This is a genomic window from Reyranella soli, assembly GCF_007992495.1.
Classification (GTDB): domain Bacteria; phylum Pseudomonadota; class Alphaproteobacteria; order Reyranellales; family Reyranellaceae; genus Reyranella; species Reyranella soli.
Window position 1 is genome coordinate 1 of record NZ_BKAJ01000090.1, and the last position, 14,718, is coordinate 14,718.

The 14,718-nt window shown below is 65.8% G+C and carries 15 protein-coding genes; 9 read left to right on the top strand and 6 right to left on the bottom strand.

Going from position 1 to position 14,718, the window contains the following annotated elements:
- Positions 1–171: 171 nt before the first annotated feature.
- From RSO01_RS25280 to nudB, 3 genes are all read right to left on the bottom strand, one after another.
- A complete protein-coding gene (locus RSO01_RS25280) occupies positions 172–2,448 on the bottom strand; it encodes a mechanosensitive ion channel family protein (protein WP_147152635.1) in 2,277 nt (758 codons plus the stop codon).
- A 139-nt stretch (positions 2,449–2,587) separates the two neighbouring features.
- Positions 2,588–3,961 carry an MFS transporter gene (locus tag RSO01_RS25285; protein WP_147152637.1) on the bottom strand — a complete coding sequence of 458 codons (1,374 nt, stop codon included), beginning with the start codon at positions 3,959–3,961 and terminating at the stop codon, positions 2,588–2,590.
- Positions 3,958–4,413: a dihydroneopterin triphosphate diphosphatase gene (nudB, locus tag RSO01_RS25290; protein ID WP_147152639.1), complete on the bottom strand. Its 456-nt coding sequence runs from the start codon at positions 4,411–4,413 to the stop codon at positions 3,958–3,960. Before nudB ends, RSO01_RS25285 begins: the two co-directional genes overlap by 4 nt.
- Positions 4,414–4,541: 128 nt before the next feature.
- Here nudB and dapD point away from each other — a divergent pair, with 128 nt between their 5' ends.
- The 3 genes from dapD to RSO01_RS25305 all read left to right on the top strand — a co-directional run bounded on the left by dapD (position 4,542) and on the right by RSO01_RS25305 (position 6,813).
- The gene (gene dapD, locus RSO01_RS25295) at positions 4,542–5,381 is read left to right on the top strand and encodes a 2,3,4,5-tetrahydropyridine-2,6-dicarboxylate N-succinyltransferase (RefSeq protein ID WP_147152641.1); all 840 of its coding nucleotides are present in this window, start codon (positions 4,542–4,544) and stop codon (positions 5,379–5,381) included.
- 4 nt (positions 5,382–5,385) lie between these two features.
- Complete coding sequence (locus RSO01_RS25300) at positions 5,386–6,345, top strand: TauD/TfdA family dioxygenase (RefSeq protein WP_147152643.1); 960 nt, start codon at positions 5,386–5,388, stop codon at positions 6,343–6,345.
- Between the two features lie 276 nt (positions 6,346–6,621).
- Positions 6,622–6,813 carry a DUF433 domain-containing protein gene (locus tag RSO01_RS25305; RefSeq protein ID WP_147152645.1) on the top strand — a complete coding sequence of 64 codons (192 nt, stop codon included), beginning with the start codon at positions 6,622–6,624 and terminating at the stop codon, positions 6,811–6,813.
- A gap of 73 nt (positions 6,814–6,886) precedes the next feature.
- Here RSO01_RS25305 and RSO01_RS25310 read toward each other — a convergent pair whose 3' ends face one another.
- Both RSO01_RS25310 and RSO01_RS25315 read right to left on the bottom strand, forming a co-directional pair.
- Positions 6,887–8,128: a hypothetical protein gene (locus tag RSO01_RS25310; RefSeq protein ID WP_147152647.1), complete on the bottom strand. Its 1,242-nt coding sequence runs from the start codon at positions 8,126–8,128 to the stop codon at positions 6,887–6,889.
- A gap of 138 nt (positions 8,129–8,266) precedes the next feature.
- On the bottom strand, positions 8,267–8,734 hold the full coding sequence (locus RSO01_RS25315) for a nuclear transport factor 2 family protein (protein WP_147152649.1): 468 nt from the start codon (positions 8,732–8,734) through the stop codon (positions 8,267–8,269).
- Positions 8,735–8,799: 65 nt separating this feature from the next.
- On the opposite strand from RSO01_RS25315, the gene RSO01_RS25320 reads away from it, so the two are divergent.
- The 6 genes from RSO01_RS25320 to RSO01_RS25345 are packed head-to-tail and all read left to right on the top strand — an operon-like array spanning position 8,800 to position 14,151.
- Complete coding sequence (locus RSO01_RS25320) at positions 8,800–9,354, top strand: LemA family protein (protein ID WP_147152650.1); 555 nt, start codon at positions 8,800–8,802, stop codon at positions 9,352–9,354.
- Between the two features lie 3 nt (positions 9,355–9,357).
- The gene (locus RSO01_RS25325) at positions 9,358–10,317 is read left to right on the top strand and encodes a M48 family metallopeptidase (protein WP_147152652.1); all 960 of its coding nucleotides are present in this window, start codon (positions 9,358–9,360) and stop codon (positions 10,315–10,317) included.
- Positions 10,304–11,221 (top strand): glycerophosphodiester phosphodiesterase, encoded by a 918-nt coding sequence (locus RSO01_RS25330; RefSeq protein WP_373867948.1) that lies wholly within the window; start codon positions 10,304–10,306, stop codon positions 11,219–11,221. Before RSO01_RS25325 ends, RSO01_RS25330 begins: the two co-directional genes overlap by 14 nt.
- 40 nt (positions 11,222–11,261) lie before the next feature.
- Positions 11,262–11,933, top strand: a complete 672-nt coding sequence (locus tag RSO01_RS25335) for a GntR family transcriptional regulator (RefSeq protein WP_147152654.1) — start codon at positions 11,262–11,264, stop codon at positions 11,931–11,933.
- Between the two features lie 30 nt (positions 11,934–11,963).
- Complete coding sequence (locus RSO01_RS25340; RefSeq protein WP_147152656.1) at positions 11,964–12,764, top strand: phytanoyl-CoA dioxygenase family protein; 801 nt, start codon at positions 11,964–11,966, stop codon at positions 12,762–12,764.
- A 22-nt stretch (positions 12,765–12,786) separates the two neighbouring features.
- Positions 12,787–14,151: an NAD(P)H-dependent oxidoreductase gene (locus RSO01_RS25345; RefSeq protein ID WP_147152658.1), complete on the top strand. Its 1,365-nt coding sequence runs from the start codon at positions 12,787–12,789 to the stop codon at positions 14,149–14,151.
- Positions 14,152–14,277: 126 nt separating this feature from the next.
- Here RSO01_RS25345 and RSO01_RS25350 read toward each other — a convergent pair whose 3' ends face one another.
- Positions 14,278–14,676 carry a globin family protein gene (locus RSO01_RS25350; protein WP_147152660.1) on the bottom strand — a complete coding sequence of 133 codons (399 nt, stop codon included), beginning with the start codon at positions 14,674–14,676 and terminating at the stop codon, positions 14,278–14,280.
- Between the last annotated feature and the right edge of the window lie 42 nt (positions 14,677–14,718).

The following is a 14,718-nucleotide window of genomic DNA, read 5'->3' on the forward strand; positions in this document are numbered from 1 at the left end:
ATCTCCTCCCCCGTCATACGGGGGAGGATAAAGGAGGGGGCGAGCCGCAAAGACGATCTCTCGAATGAGAAGATCATGATCTGAAATTGGCCACGCCCGATCTGTGGCCTGCCCCCTCCTATATCCTCCCCCGTATGACGGGGGAGGAATGAGAGAGACCTGAGTAGGGGTTCAGCTCGCTGCCGCCAGTGCCGGCGTTCCCTTGGCGTCGGCGGGGGCCGGGGTAGCCTCCGCCACCACGCGTTCCACCGAGGCGGGGGCAGCCTGCACGACGACGGCCGCCCCTTCCTTGGCGAATTCGATGCCCATGGCCGGGAAGACGCTGAACATGCGCTTCACCGCCTCGCGCTGGATGGCGGCGGGGTTGCCGGGCTTGGCCGTGAACTTGAAGCGGACCAGCAGGGCGTTGTCGGCGATGTCGGCTACGCCCTGCATCTTGAAGGGCGCCAGGATGTCGGCCTTGATCGCCGGCATTTCCATCATGTCCGCGCCGATCTTCTTCGCCGCCTTGCGCAGCTTCTCGAGGTCGGTGTCGCGGGCGAAGCGCAGGTTGAACTTCACCGTGATCCAGTCGCGGCTGAAGTTGGTGATCTGGCCGAGCTGGCCGAACGGAATGGTGTGCACCTGGCCGTTCTGGTGGCGCAGTTTGATCGAGCGCAAGGTGAAGCCCTCGACCGTGCCCTTGGCCTTGCCGCAATCGATGTACTCGCCGACACGGAAGGCATCGTCGGACAGGTAGAAGATGCCCGAGACGATGTCCTTCACCAGCGTCTGGCTGCCGAAGGAGATCGCGATGCCGAACACCGAGGCGCCGGCGATCAGCGGCGTGATGTTCACGCCGAACGATTCGAGCGCGATCATCACGGCGACGATGGTGATCAGGACCGCACCCGTCGCCCGCAACAGCGGCATCATGGTGCTGATGCGCGAGGCCGGCGCCGCCGCGGCGTCGCCGTCGGCGATCGCCTCGGCGGCGCTCTTGTTCTTGTGCGCCATGTAGGGATCGGTCTGATACTTGAAGAGCTCCCACACGACGTAGGCCACGAACAGCGTGAAGCCGGCGGTGCGGGACGAGCGCGTGATCGCGTCCCATTGGGCCTCGTCGACCAGCGCCAGGACCTGGACGACCCAGCTCTCGGCGATCGTGACCGCGACGCCGATCAGCACCGCCACGCGCACGCAACGCGCCACGACGTCGGGCAGCTTGGCCGAATCGCTGGCCGGCGTGGCGCCGAGCAGCTGCGAATCGAGGCGGCGCACGAAGGCCTGCATCAAGGTCTCGAACATCAGCACGCCGACCACGAGGATGAGGGTCAGCAGCATGGCCTGCCCGACATGCATCAAGCCCGAGATGGCGCCGTAGACCTGGGTGAGGCCGAGGATCAGGAAGAACGTGGTGGCGACCGTTATCCAGTTGCGGCCGACCACGCCAGCGAGCGGCGCAACCTTGCCGAGGCCGCCCAGCCACTGGGCAGCGGCATCGCGCGAGCTGCGGACCAGCCAGATGAAGGTCGAGACGTAGATCACCGTGACGATCACCTGGTAGGCGCCGATGGCGGCAATCGGTGTCTGGATGGCGAGCAGCACGTGCCCCAGGATCCGGCCCAGGATGATCATCAGCATCACCAGCTCGATGCGGGCATACATGGCGCGCGCATCGTGGTCGGCGACCTCGCAGAGCCTGCCCTGCGGCAGTGCCGGCCGCAGGATGATCAGGAACAGCAGCACATAGAGGCGCCAGTAGAAGATGCCGTCGAGGATGGCGGCAGCGAGCTTGTCCTGGCCGGTCGCACCGGTGAACCAGGCGCCGATGGCGGCATTGCAGATCAGCCAGACGGCGAGGACACCGAGCCCGTCGAGCACTGCCAGTGCCGCCAGGTTCGCCAATGATCGCAAGCCCTGTTCCGGGACGGCGTTGCCGGCAAGGCGATGACGGAACCGGGTCATGAAGGCGCGCAGCACCGCTTCGGCCGCAAGCGCCGCCGCGGCAACGAGGCCCAGCAGCAACAGGAAGATCGAGGTGCTGCGCCCGCCCGCAGCGGTCTGATCGAGCAGGCCGGGGATCGAGCCGAGCTTGGCGCCAAGCGTCGGCAGGGCGCGCGCGAGGTTGCCCGCGTGGTTGATGAAGACGGCGAAGGGGCCGGGACCCTCGGGGATCGGCGTATGAATGATGGAGGGCGGCGGCGGCTTGGCCTTGGACTTGGAGGTCGAGGAGGCAGCGGGGGCTGCCGGGGCCGCGGCCGGCGGAGCCGCCGGAGCGTCATGCACGCCTTCCGCCTTGAGCTTCTCCGTGACGGAATTGCTGATGGCGTCGACCAGCGCGTTGAACTGCTCCGGCGTCATGCCGGCCGGCGGCGCCGCCGGCGTCTGGGCGCCGGCACCTGCCGCGCTCAAGAATAGGACAAGCGTCAGGATCGTTGCGCCGATGGCTCGCATGAAAGTGGGCATTTCAATTCCCCTCTCGCCGATACGCTTGCAAACACGGGCAAGGCATCTGTCTACAGCGGCCTTGTCGACCGCTTGTGTCGGAATTGTATCGACCAACGAAAGTTGAACTTCAAGTGCAAAAATATGAGCGGCGGCTCGTTCAGGCCGAGGCCCGCTCCTCGCGGACCCCCCACAGCAGGATAAAGCCCAGCACCAGGAAGAACAGCACGCATGCTACGCCCAGTCGGTTCGAATCGGTCGCCTCGGTGACGATGCCGATGGCGAGCGGCGCCATCCACGCCGTCGCCCGGCCCGAGAGGGCGAACAGGCCGAAGAACTCGCCGGTCATGCCCTCGGGCGCCAGCCGGCCGATCATGGTGCGGCTCGCCGCCTGCATCGGCCCCATGCAGACGCCGAGCAGCAGGGCGAAGCCCATGAATACCCTCTCCTGCAGCGAGCCAAACAGGTCGCGGGCCGGCTGCAGCTCGGCCGCCGGGATGAAGAACAACACCCGGTCGGCGCTGACGCCCACGATGCCGACGGCAGCCACGATCACGCCCACGATGGCCGCCTGCACGACGCGCTTGCTGCCCAGCTTGTCGTCGAGCCGGCCACCCAGGAACGCGCCGGGAATGGCGAACACCGTCAGGATGATGCCGAAGACTCCGAGCGTCACGGTGCTCCAGCCGAAGGTCGCGGCGGCGTAGACACCGCCGAAGGCGATGATGGCGGCGAGACCGTCGTTGTAGAGCATGAAGGCGATCAGATAGCGCAGCGCGTTCCGGAAGCGGCCGAGACGCCGCACCGTATGGACCAACGACGAGCCTCCGCGCCGGGCCGCCAGCAGCAGCGGGACATGGCTCTTCGCGCCATCCGGCGTGAACAGGAACATCGGCATCACGAACACGATGAGCCACAGCGCCGACGCGGGCCCTATCAGGCGCTCGAGCTCATGCGTCTTGGCATCGAGGCCGAACAACGGCTGGTCGATTCGCTCGGGCATGCCGAACAACTCGGGGCGGCTGACCAGCAGCACGGCAAACAGCGCGACCAACCCGCCGCAATAGCCCAGGCCCCAGCCGAAGCCGCTCAGCCAGCCCATGCGCTCGGGCCGCACGATGTTGGGAAGTTGCGCGTTGTTGAAGACGATCGACATCTCGGCGCCGATCGTGGCGATCACCACGGCTGCGCTGATCGGACCGATGAGGTCGGGCCGGTCGGGATAGGCCCACCACAAGGAAATGCAGCCCAACACGAGCAGGAGCTGGAAGGTGAAGATGTAGGGTTTGCGCCGGCCGCCGGCGTCGGCCATGGCGCCGAGGAAGGGGCTCATCAGCGCGATCAGGATGCCCGAAGTCGATTGCGTGAAGGCCCAGGCCGCCTGGCCTTCCACCGGATTGCCGACCATGACGTTCGCGAAGTAGGGCGCGAAGATGAAGGTTGTGATGATGGTGAAGAAGGGCTGGTTGGCCCAGTCGAACAGGGCCCAGCTCACTTGGCCGAGCTTGGAGGCTTCCTTGGGGGCTGAGGTCATGCCGGGCCAGTATGCCCGAGAACCCGTCGCGGCAACTGGCTGATCGCTTCGCGGTTTGTGGGCGAAAAGGTCCGCTCCATCGCCTCCTGCCAGGGCAGCCAGAGCTGGGCGACGTGCTCGGCGGGATCGAGGGTGGCGACCGTCGCACTGTCGACCAGGAAGCCGAACACGTGCTCGGTGTTGTGCGTGACGTCGGGCGCATACTTGGCGCGCCACTGCGGCCAGATCTCATAGCGGTTGACGTGGCCCCAGTCGGTGAGCGTGCCGACCGACAAGCCGGTCTCTTCGAGAAGCTCGCGCCGTGCCGTCGCTTCAAGGTCGGGATCGTCAGGCTCGCGCGAACCGGTCACCGACTGCCACATGCCCGCCTGCTTGGCCCGTTCGAGCAGCAGCACCTCGAGCTGCCGCGTATAGACCACCACCAGCACTGATTCGGGGATCTTGTAGGCCATGGCGCCAGCATAGAGCACAATCCGCTCGGCGGGGGGCGCGCCACTCCAGTGGCGCGCCCCCAGCAGGCCCGAAACGTTGACTCCCCGCCCCCCAACGCTATGGTCCGGCGGCATTTTCGAGAGGGACGATGAGCAAGCAGCTTGAGGCCGCCATCGATGCGGCGTGGGAGAAGCGCGACGGCATCAACAGCGCCACCAAGGGCGAAGTACGCGACGCTGTCGAGGCCGCGATCGCCGGCCTCGACGACGGCAGCTTTCGCACGGCGGAGAAGTTCGGCGACGAATGGATCGTCAATCAGTGGCTGAAGAAAGCCGTGCTGCTCTCCTTCAGGCTCTATGACTCGGTGCCGATGGACGGCGGTGCGTCGTTCCCGGGCATGGGCGCCGCCCCATGGTTCGACAAGGTGCCGCTCAAGACGACGGGCTGGGACGCCAAGCGCTTCGCCAAGGCGAACTTCCGTTCGGTGCCAGGCTCGGTGATCCGCCGCGGCTCCTACGTGGCGCCGTCGGTCGTGGTCATGCCCTCGTTCATCAACCTCGGCGCCTATGTCGACACCGGCACCATGGTCGACACCTGGGCGACGGTCGGCTCGTGCGCCCAGATCGGCAAGAACTGCCACCTGTCGGGTGGCGTCGGCATCGGCGGCGTGCTCGAGCCCTTGCAGGCCAACCCGGTGATCGTCGAAGACAACTGCTTCATCGGCGCGCGCTCGGAGGTCGTCGAAGGCGTGATCGTCGGCACCGGCGCGGTGCTGTCGATGGGCGTGTTCATCTCGGCCACCACCAAGGTGGTCGATCGCGCCACCGGCCAGATCCATGTCGGCAAGGTGCCGCCCTATTCGGTGGTGGTGCCGGGCAACATCGGCGGCGGCCCGGATCGGCCCTCGACCTACTGCGCGGTGATCGTGAAGACGGTAGACGAGCGCACGCGGTCGAAGACCTCGATCAACGAGCTTTTACGCGACTGACACCATGATCGGCCAGGCGCTCCCCGAACGGTTGCTCTGGCGCGGTGATACCCTGGCCAGTGCGGCCGGCCGCGTCGTGATGCCGGCCGACGTCGAGCAAGAGCTCGACCGGGTCGTGTTGGCGCTCGACCGAGATCCGCTGCCGCTCCTGTTGCTGCGGCCCGACGACTTCGCCCTGGACGCCTCGCGCGCCTTCATGCGCGAGGTCAAGCGCACCATCGACGACGGGCCGGGCTTCGCCATCGTCGATCGCCTGCCCGTCGAGCGCTGGTCAACAGACAGTGCGCGGGCCGTGTGGTGGCTGCTGGCTTCGCTGGTGGCGCGGCCGGTGGCGCAGAAGTGGGACGGCACCTCGATCTACGACGTCACCGATCTCGGCCGGCCGCCCGGCAACGGCGTGCGGCCCGACGTCACCAACGCCGAGCAGAACTTCCATACCGACAACAGCTACAACCACGTGCCGCCGCACTATGTCGGCCTGATGTGTCTGCGCACGGCGATGGAAGGCGGCGTGAGCGGCATCGTGAGCTTCGCCACGGCGCACGAGGAGATGCGCAAGCGCCACCCCGAGCTGCTGCCGCGGCTGTACAAGCCGTTCTACTTCGATCGGCAGCGCGAGCATGCGCCCGATGACGTCATGACGACCCATCATCCGATGCTCGAGGACAAGGACGGGCGGCTGATCGCGCGGCTGTCGCACTTCCAGGTGAAGAACGGCCAGAAGCTCGCCGGCGTGCCGCTCGACAATGAGGGCGCGGCGGCGCTGGAGGCCTTCGAGGCGATCCTGAACGAGCCCGGCATGTCGGCGCGCTTCCAGTTCCAACCCGGCCAGATGCAGATCATCGACAACCGCGCGCTCGGCCACAAGCGCACGGCGTTCCGCGACTGGCCGGAGGCCGCGCGCAGGCGCCTATTGGTGCGACTCTGGCTGCGTGACACCGGCAGCCGGGCTTACAACGGCTGAGCCGGTCGTCCAATGAAGCCGCACCGCAGGCTGAAGGAAATGCTCTGCATTGCGCGGTTGCAGTCACTACGCTGCCAGGAAACAGTCACGCGGCCCTTGCGGTTTTCACACCCGATCTACCGAAACGGATATCATCAACGCCAACGACAGCTTCTCTTTGATATGCTGAGGGCGTTTCAAAGAAAGCGGCTGGCCCAACGCCGAGCTTCAAGTCAGGCCTTTACACTGGATTAGGTGCGATTGCCGTCGCCGGCAGGCGAGCGGTAGGCTGTGCGCATGGGTCCACCGATCATATCGCGTGCTCCGGAGGTGATGGGAGGCGCGGCGGTTTTCTACGGGACAAGGGTGCCCGTACAGACGTTGCTCGACTATTTGGAAGCAGGCGAGTCGATTGAGGATTTTCTCGCTGGCTTCCCGTCGGTAACACGTGCGCAGGTGATCGCTTTCCTTGAAGAAGCGAAGGATTGAGATGGGCATTGCCCGGCACTGGTTCGTTCGTCGGACCGGCCTGATCGCGGCTGGCGTTTTTCGACGCCCAACCTCAGTTCTGCATCGCGTCGAAGTTCGGGCAAGCGCCGCCCGTCAGGCCGACGACCGAAGGCAAAGCCTTCCCGGCATCATATCCCTTGGCGATCATGCCGAAGACGTAGGGGTTCCACGTGTAGCCGCAGTGGGCGGTGTCGGGACGCTCGACATATTTGAAGTAGGTGGTGTCGTTCGACACGATCACGTTGACGACGCGGAAATCCTTCAAGTCGCCGGCAAGATGGCCGGCAATGATCCTGTAGCTGAGAAGATCGTTGGGATCGGAGAAGGCGACCACGGTCATCGGCTTGGCGGCCGGAGCGGCGTGGCGGCGGGCGCGGGAAATCACGTCGAAGACGTCCCTGCTGTGGCCAGGTGTTGTCAACTCGTCCAGCGCGGCTTCCAGGGCGCGATCTGCCATCGACGTGCCGGCAACGTCGAGCAGCGGCAATTGATTGGCCACCATGTACATCATCCTGGTGGAAGCGAGGCTGGTCGCCAGACGGGGAATCGCCGTCTTGTCGTTGCTTTTCTCCGCGGCGCCCCAGATCGACAGGATGGCGTCGAAGACAAGCTTGCTGCCCAGGCTCTCGGTGACGAAGGCGAGGGCGGCGGGCGAGGCGCCCTCCGGAACCTCGCAGGCCGTGCCGTCGATGCGGCCGCCCATGGCCTGGCAGACCGCCTCTTTGGCGGCGCGGCGAAGCGCCTGCCCGTTGGCGCCGCCATAGACCACGACGTCGGTCATGCAATCATTGATCAGCCCTCGCTTCAATTCGCGGTTCAGCGACGCTCTCGTGTAGGGAAAGGCGCCGCCGTAATCCGTGGAATGATCGTACGCCAGCGCCGCCTTGTACGGTGCGGTCAACGGCGACCAGGTCAGGAACATCACATCGATCGTCGACGACCGGAGCTTGATCCGATCGGTGCGCAGGGTGGCGGCGTGGTCACCGACACGACGCACGCTGAGCGTCTCGGATGTGCCGCCGATCGAGGTGGTCAGGCGCTTCATCCGGTCGTCGACCCAGCTCGCTGGATGACTGCACATGCCATGGGTCCACAGGACCTTGATCGAGGACGATGGCGGCAGCGACTCGGCCAAGGTCAGCAGGCCATCGAACGTACCGGGGTCGCCATCAGTCAGCTTCTCGACAACCGGCGTCGAGTATGGCGTCTCGTAGGCGATCGAATGCGGCAGGTATTCCGTGGATGCAAACGTCAGGATCCCAAGCCCGACGGCCCACGACGCAACGCTCTTCACTGGCTCCTCCCCCGAGAAACCGAATGGCACCACTCAAGCGTGCATATGCAAGCATGGAAGTCCCACCCGTCCAAGGCGAAGGTGTCGACACTTTTGCAGACCTTGCCGACGTTTTTCGGCAGATCGAAAGAAGAACGTTCAGCCGAGGTGTCGTCTGAAGTCCGGTTGTTTCTTCAGGTGAGAACCTTCTTTCGCGAGAATTTTTGCAGTCCGCTCGGGGGCAAACCCCAGATCGACGAAAGCAGGTCCGACATTGGCGACCTCGCTGTACTCGGCGATCTTGCCGTCACGCAGCTTCATCATCGACACGCCCTCGAAGCCGACGCGCTTGCCGTTGGCCTCGGGCAGCAGCGAGACGTAGCTGAACGTGTAGTAGGCGTAGAGCATCTTGCCGTCGCTCACCGGCCGGTGCATGTCCCAGCGGAAGTCGCGGGCGGTGCGGTGGAAATGGTCGTCGATCATCTCGGCGATCTTCTGATGGCCTGTGAAATCGCCATAAAACACGTCGTGGTAGACGCCATCCTCGGTGAACAGGCTGGCGAAGGCCTTGCCGTCGCGGCGTTCCACGGCCGAGCAGAATTCCTTCAATAGGGCTGTCGCATCCATATTCGTCCTCCCGATATGGCCGCAATCATGACTAAACTGGGCGTTGCGGCAAGGAGGCCCAAGGCATGAGTTTCTGGATCGTCGTTGGCGTTCTCGTGGTGATCGCGCTATGGGCGATCGCCGTCTACAACGGGCTGGTCGCCGGCCGGAACCAGGCACAGACCGCGTGGAGTCAGATCGACGTGCAGCTCAAGCGCCGGCACGACCTGATCCCCAACCTGGTGCAGGTCGTGAAGGACGCCATGGGCTACGAGCAGGAGACGCTCACCAAGGTCGTCCAGGCGCGCAATGCGGCGGTGGCCGCCAGTGGCAACCCGGCGCAAGCGGGACCGGCCGAGGCGTTGCTGACACAGGCGACGCGCGGACTGTTCGCCCTGGTCGAGAGCTATCCGCAGCTCAAGGCCAACGACAACGTCAAGCAGTTGCAGGAAGAACTGACCACGACCGAGAACAAGATCGCTTTCTCTCGCCAGTTCTACAACGACTCGGTCAACGCCTATAACAACCGCCGGCAGAGCTTTCCCGCGGTCCTGGCGGCGGCATCGCTGGGCTTCGGCCCCATCGAACTCTTCAGCATGCCCGACACAGAGCGCGAGGTGCCCAAGGTCGCGCTGCGCTGATCCATGGCCAACGTCACCGACTTCGTCGGCGCGCAGAAGACCAACCGTCGCAACACGATGGTGCTGCTCGTCATTCTGACGGCGCTGGCCGCGCTGGTCGGCTATGTGATCGGCTGGCTGCTGGAAAGCGAGGCATCGAATGCCGTGCCGCTCTTCAGCAAGGGCGGTGTCGCGGTCGCCGGCCTGTTGGCGATGGTCAGCGTCGGCTGGAGCGGGCTATCGCTCGCCTTCGGCGACAAGATGGTGCTGACCATGGCCAACGCGAAGGAGATCGACAAGGCCGACGCGCCGCAGCTCTATAACGTGGTCGAGGAGATGGCGATCGCCGCCGGCGTGCCCATGCCCAGGGTCATGGTGCTCGAGACCGATGCGCTGAATGCCTTCGCCACCGGCACGAAACCAGGCAAGGGCACCATCGCGGTGACGCGCGGCCTGCTGAACAGCCTCAATCGCGACGAGCTGCAGGGCGTGGTGGCGCATGAGATGGCCCACCTCGCCAACCTCGACACGCGCTACATGGTGGTGGTCGGCGTCACGGTCGGCTTGATCGCGCTGATCTGCGACATGGTCCTGCGCAGCATGGCCTGGGGTCGCGGCAACCGCAGTTCGAGCAGCAGCAGCGACAAGAAGGGCGGTGGTGCGGCCATCCTGATCATCCTGCTGATCGTGGTGGCCATCCTGGCGCCGATCGCGGCGAAGTTCGTGCAGATGGCGGTATCACGCCAGCGCGAGTATCTTGCCGACGCGACGTCGGTACAGTTCACGCGCAATCCCAACGGACTGATAGCGGCGCTGGGCAAGCTCGCCGAGAAGGCCGAGCCCTTCCCCGGAGTGAGTCGTGCCACGCAGCATCTCTTCATCGTCAATCCGGTGCAGACCTTCACCAGCAAAAGCTCGGCGCTGCTGGCCACGCATCCGGACATCGCCGATCGCATCGCTCGCCTGCGCAATCTGGGCGCTTAGCGTCTCGGCCCACGCCTTCGACCTGCAGGGCCATCGCGGCGCGCGGGGCTTGGCGCCCGAGAACACGCTGGCCGCCTTCCGCACCGCCCTCGATCTCGGCGTCAGCACGCTCGAGACCGACATGGCCGTGACCAAGGATGGCGTCGTCGTGATCAGCCACGATCCCTTCCTCAATCCCGATCTCACTCGACTGGACGGCCAGTGGCTCGCCGCCGCCGGGCCGCCGATCCGCACGCTCACGCTCGACGAGCTCAGGCGCTACGACATCGGCCGCATGAACCCGGCGAGCAAATACGCCCAGCAGTTTCCCGAGCAGAAGCCGGTCGATGGCGAGCGCTTTCCGACACTGGAAGAGCTGTTCGCCATGGCCGGGCCAACCGTGCGCTTCAACATCGAGATCAAGACCGATCCCGGCAAACCCGACCTCACGCTCGAGCCCGAGCGCTTCGCCGAGCTTGCGGTCGCGGCCGTCCGCAAGGGTGGGGCCGCAGCGCGCACGACCATCCAGTCGTTCGACTGGCGCGGCCTGCTCGCCTCGGGCCGCCTGGCGCCCGACATCGCCACGGCGTGCCTGTCGATCGAGAGCAACAACGTCGACACGGTACGGCGCGCGGGCGGCCAGCCCTCGCCCTGGTTGGGCGGCCTCGACCTCGCCGCCCATGGCGGCTCGGTACCGCGGCTCGCCAAGGCCGCCGGCTGTGCGGTGTGGTCGCCCTTCTGGCGCAACGTCACAGCCGAGAATGTGAAGGAGGCCCAGGGGCTTGGCCTAAAGGTCGTGCCATGGACCGTGAACATTCCCGCCGACATGGCGGCGCTGATCGATCTCAAAGTTGACGGGTTGATCACGGACTATCCGGACCGCGCGAAGTCCGTGTTGGCGACAAAAGGGCTCAAAATCCGCTAAGCGGGTTGACTCCTGCGAGTCTGTGTTCTGTATACAGAACATGCGCCCATTCCTGCCCGAACCCGATCTCAGCGAAAAAGTCCACGACGCCGTTTTAGACGCCATCTGCTCCGGTGAACTGAAAGCCGGCGCCCGCATCACCCAGGAGGAACTGGCCAACCAGTTCGGCGTCAGCCGCCAGCCGGTTTTGCAGGCCATGATGCTGCTCAGGCGCGAGGGCTTTTTGATCGATGCCGGCCGCAAGGGCGTGTGCGTGGCGCCGCTCGATGTCCAGCAGGCGCGCAACCTCTATGTCGTGCGCGGCGCCCTCGATGGCGCGGCGGCGCGACTGGCCGCGGCGAACTACACACCGCATCTGGCGCAGCGCGGCCGCAGTCTCCTCGAGGTCGGGCGGCGCGCCGTCGCCAGTGGCTACGTGCCGTCGGTCATCGAAGCCGACATCGATTTCCATCTCTTCGTCTACGAGGCCTCGGGCAATCCGCTGATCGGCGAGACCGCCCAGCCGCACTGGCAGCATCTGCGCCGTGTCATGGCAGCGGCCCTCGGCGAAAGCGACCTGCGCGTTTCGGTATGGGACGAGCACGAGGGCATCCTGCGCGCTCTCGAGGCGGGCTGCGCCCGCGAGGCCGAGGAGCTCTGCCGCGGCCATGCCGAGCAGATGGCCGACATCCTGACCGGCCGCCTGAAAGCCGTGATTTCCCGCGCGGCCTGAGCCGCGTCACTACCAGCCAGGAGGAACGCCATGAAGCTCACTTCTGAGCAACTGAAGCGCTTCGACGAGCAGGGCTACCTGTTCTTCCCCAATTACTTCTCGGCCGAGGAGACAGCCATCCTCAAGGCCTCGGTGCCTGAGGTCTTCGCCCAGCGCCGCGAGGAGAACGTGCGCGAGAAGACCGGCGACGTCGTGCGCACCGCCTTCGCCGTGCACACCTACCATCCGGTGTTCGAGGCGCTGATCCATCATCCGCGCTTCGTCGAGCCGGCCGAGCAGCTCCTGAAGGACAGGACCTACATCCATCAGTTCAAGATCAACGGAAAGGCCGCCTTCGACGGCGATGTCTGGCAGTGGCACCAGGACTACGGCACCTGGAAGGCCGACGACGACATGCCCGAGGCGCGCGCCATGAACCTCGCGGTGTTCATGGACGACGTGAACGAGTTCAACGGCCCCTTGTGGTTCATCCCGCGCAGCCACAAGAGAGGCGCGATCGAGGCCAAGCACGACCTCACCACGACGTCGTACCCACTATGGGTGATCGACAACGACACCATCGCCAAGCTGGTTGAGCAGGGCGGCATCGTTGCGCCCAAGGGCGGGCCGGGCTCGGCGATCTTCTTCCATGGCACGCTGGTGCACGGCAGCCCGCCCAACATGTCGCCGTGGGATCGCCAGATCATCTATGTGACCTACAACGCGGTCTCCAACGCCATCCGCCGCTTCAAGCGGCCGGAATACATCGCCCATCGCGACTTCGCGCCAATCGATGCCTGGGAGGACGACGCCGTGCTGCGCGCCGCCCAGCGCAAGGCCGCCGCGGAATAATCAAGGTTTCGGGAGGAAGAGGATGAGTCTCCATCGCATGCTGCTGGCGCGCGCGGCCGAGAACAAGCCGCTGCGCATCGGCGTGATCGGCGCCGGCAAGTTCGGCTCCATGTACCTGTCGCAGATCCCGACCACGCCCGGCATCCATCTCCTGGGCATCGCCGATCTCTCGCCGGCCCGGGCCAGGGAGAACCTGGCGCGGCTGGGCTGGAAGCCCGAGGTTACGGCGGCTGGGTCGTTCGCCGAGGCGCGCAAGCACGGCAGCACCCATCTCACCGACGACTGGCGCGCCCTGGTCAGCCAGCCGGACATCGACATCATCGTCGAATCGACGGGCGATCCGATCGGCGCGGTGGAGCACGCGCTGGAGGCCTTCAGGAACGGCAAGAGCGTGGTCATGGTCACGGTCGAGGCCGATGCCTTCTGCGGCCCGCTGCTCGCCCAGCGCGCGGCGGCGGCCGGCGTGATCTACAGCCTGGCCTATGGCGACCAGCCGGCGCTGATCTGCGAGTTGGTCGACTGGGCGCGCACCTCGGGCTTCGAGGTGACGGCGGCCGGTCGCGGCCACAAGTGGCTGCCGCACTACGCGCAATCGACGCCGGAGACGGTGTGGAAGTACTGGGGCCTGAACGAAGAGCAGGCCAAGCGCGGCGGACTGAACCCCAAGATGTTCAATTCGTTCCTCGACGGCTCCAAGCCGGCCATCGAGAGCACCGCCGTCGCCAACGCCACGGGCCTCACGCCGGCGCCGGACGGGCTCGCCTTCCCGCCGTGTTCCGTAGAGGACCTGCCGTTCGTGATGCGCCCGGCCTCCGAGGGCGGGCAGCTGCATCACAAGGGCCAGGTCGAGGTCGCGAGCTCCCTGGAGCGCGACGGCCGCGCCATCCCCTACGAGATCCGCAAGGGCGTGTGGGTCGTGTTCGAGGCGGCGACCGAGTACCAGAAGAACTGCTTCGAGGAGTACATGCTGCAGACCGATCCGTCGGGCCGCTACTCGGTGATGTACAAGCGCTGGCACCTGATCGGGCTGGAGGTCGGCATGTCGGTCGCCTCGATCGGCCTGCGCAAGGAACCGACCGGCTGCCCGATCGGCTTCCACGCCGACGTCATCGCGACGGCCAAGCGCGACCTCAAGCCCGGCGAGATGCTGGACGGCGAGGGCGGCTACACGGTCTACGGCAAGTTGTTCCCGGCCGAGAAGTCGACCGGTCTCGGTTCCCTGCCGCTCGGCCTGGCGCACAACGTCAAGCTCCTGAAGCCGATCAAGGCCGGCCAGTCCCTGACCTACGCCGACGTGGTGATGGATGAGTCGCTCACGGCCGTGAAACTCCGCCGCGAAATGGAACAGGCCTTCGCGCCAGCCGCGAGCAAGATCGCCGCTCAGTAGCTGGGGGCGCGCCACTCCAGTGGCGCGTCATGGTCTTCTGGACCGCGCGCGTCCTCGCGCGCCTTATGATCATGAGCGCGCAAGGATGCGCGCGGTCCGGAAGAGTATGAGAAGACGCGCCCGGCGCTACGCTGATGTCATGACGCCCGACAGGGCGGTGTAGGTCTCGGTCCAGGCGGCCTTCACTTCCGGCGTGAAGTCGGGGCCGAGGCCCTTTTCCAACGTCCACAGCAGTGCCGCGCCGACCGGCGCGTAGTGCGCCGCCGTCACGCCGTAGCCCTTGTGGCGAGCGCCAAGGTCCTTCACCGCCGGGAGGATCGTGTCGAGCTTGTGCAGGCTGCCGACCGCGGTGCCCAGCATGGCCATCAGCTTCTTCTTCTGCTCGCTGAGATCCTGCGGGAACATCGACCGGACCTCGGGCGCGATCTCGAACAGGCGGTCGTAGAACAGGTCGGCGGCGGTGCCAGCGATCGGCACGACCTTCTTGAAGCTCGATTGGACCAGATCGATCTGTTGCGGTGTCATCGGCGGAGTCTCCCGGGCTGAGACCTCCACGCCGCAATTTCC

Coding starts and splice junctions, on each gene's coding strand:
- RSO01_RS25305 (WP_147152645.1), top strand. CDS start 6,622: ATGGGTCCACCGATCATATCGCGTGCTCCGGAGGTGATGGGAGGCGCG.
- RSO01_RS25315 (WP_147152649.1), bottom strand. CDS start 8,734: ATGGATGCGACAGCCCTATTGAAGGAATTCTGCTCGGCCGTGGAACGC.
- RSO01_RS25280 (WP_147152635.1), bottom strand. CDS start 2,448: ATGCCCACTTTCATGCGAGCCATCGGCGCAACGATCCTGACGCTTGTC.
- RSO01_RS25325 (WP_147152652.1), top strand. CDS start 9,358: ATGGCCAACGTCACCGACTTCGTCGGCGCGCAGAAGACCAACCGTCGC.
- nudB (WP_147152639.1), bottom strand. CDS start 4,413: ATGGCCTACAAGATCCCCGAATCAGTGCTGGTGGTGGTCTATACGCGG.
- RSO01_RS25300 (WP_147152643.1), top strand. CDS start 5,386: ATGATCGGCCAGGCGCTCCCCGAACGGTTGCTCTGGCGCGGTGATACC.
- RSO01_RS25350 (WP_147152660.1), bottom strand. CDS start 14,676: ATGACACCGCAACAGATCGATCTGGTCCAATCGAGCTTCAAGAAGGTC.
- RSO01_RS25285 (WP_147152637.1), bottom strand. CDS start 3,961: ATGACCTCAGCCCCCAAGGAAGCCTCCAAGCTCGGCCAAGTGAGCTGG.
- RSO01_RS25320 (WP_147152650.1), top strand. CDS start 8,800: ATGAGTTTCTGGATCGTCGTTGGCGTTCTCGTGGTGATCGCGCTATGG.
- RSO01_RS25345 (WP_147152658.1), top strand. CDS start 12,787: ATGAGTCTCCATCGCATGCTGCTGGCGCGCGCGGCCGAGAACAAGCCG.
- dapD (WP_147152641.1), top strand. CDS start 4,542: ATGAGCAAGCAGCTTGAGGCCGCCATCGATGCGGCGTGGGAGAAGCGC.
- RSO01_RS25335 (WP_147152654.1), top strand. CDS start 11,262: ATGCGCCCATTCCTGCCCGAACCCGATCTCAGCGAAAAAGTCCACGAC.
- RSO01_RS25340 (WP_147152656.1), top strand. CDS start 11,964: ATGAAGCTCACTTCTGAGCAACTGAAGCGCTTCGACGAGCAGGGCTAC.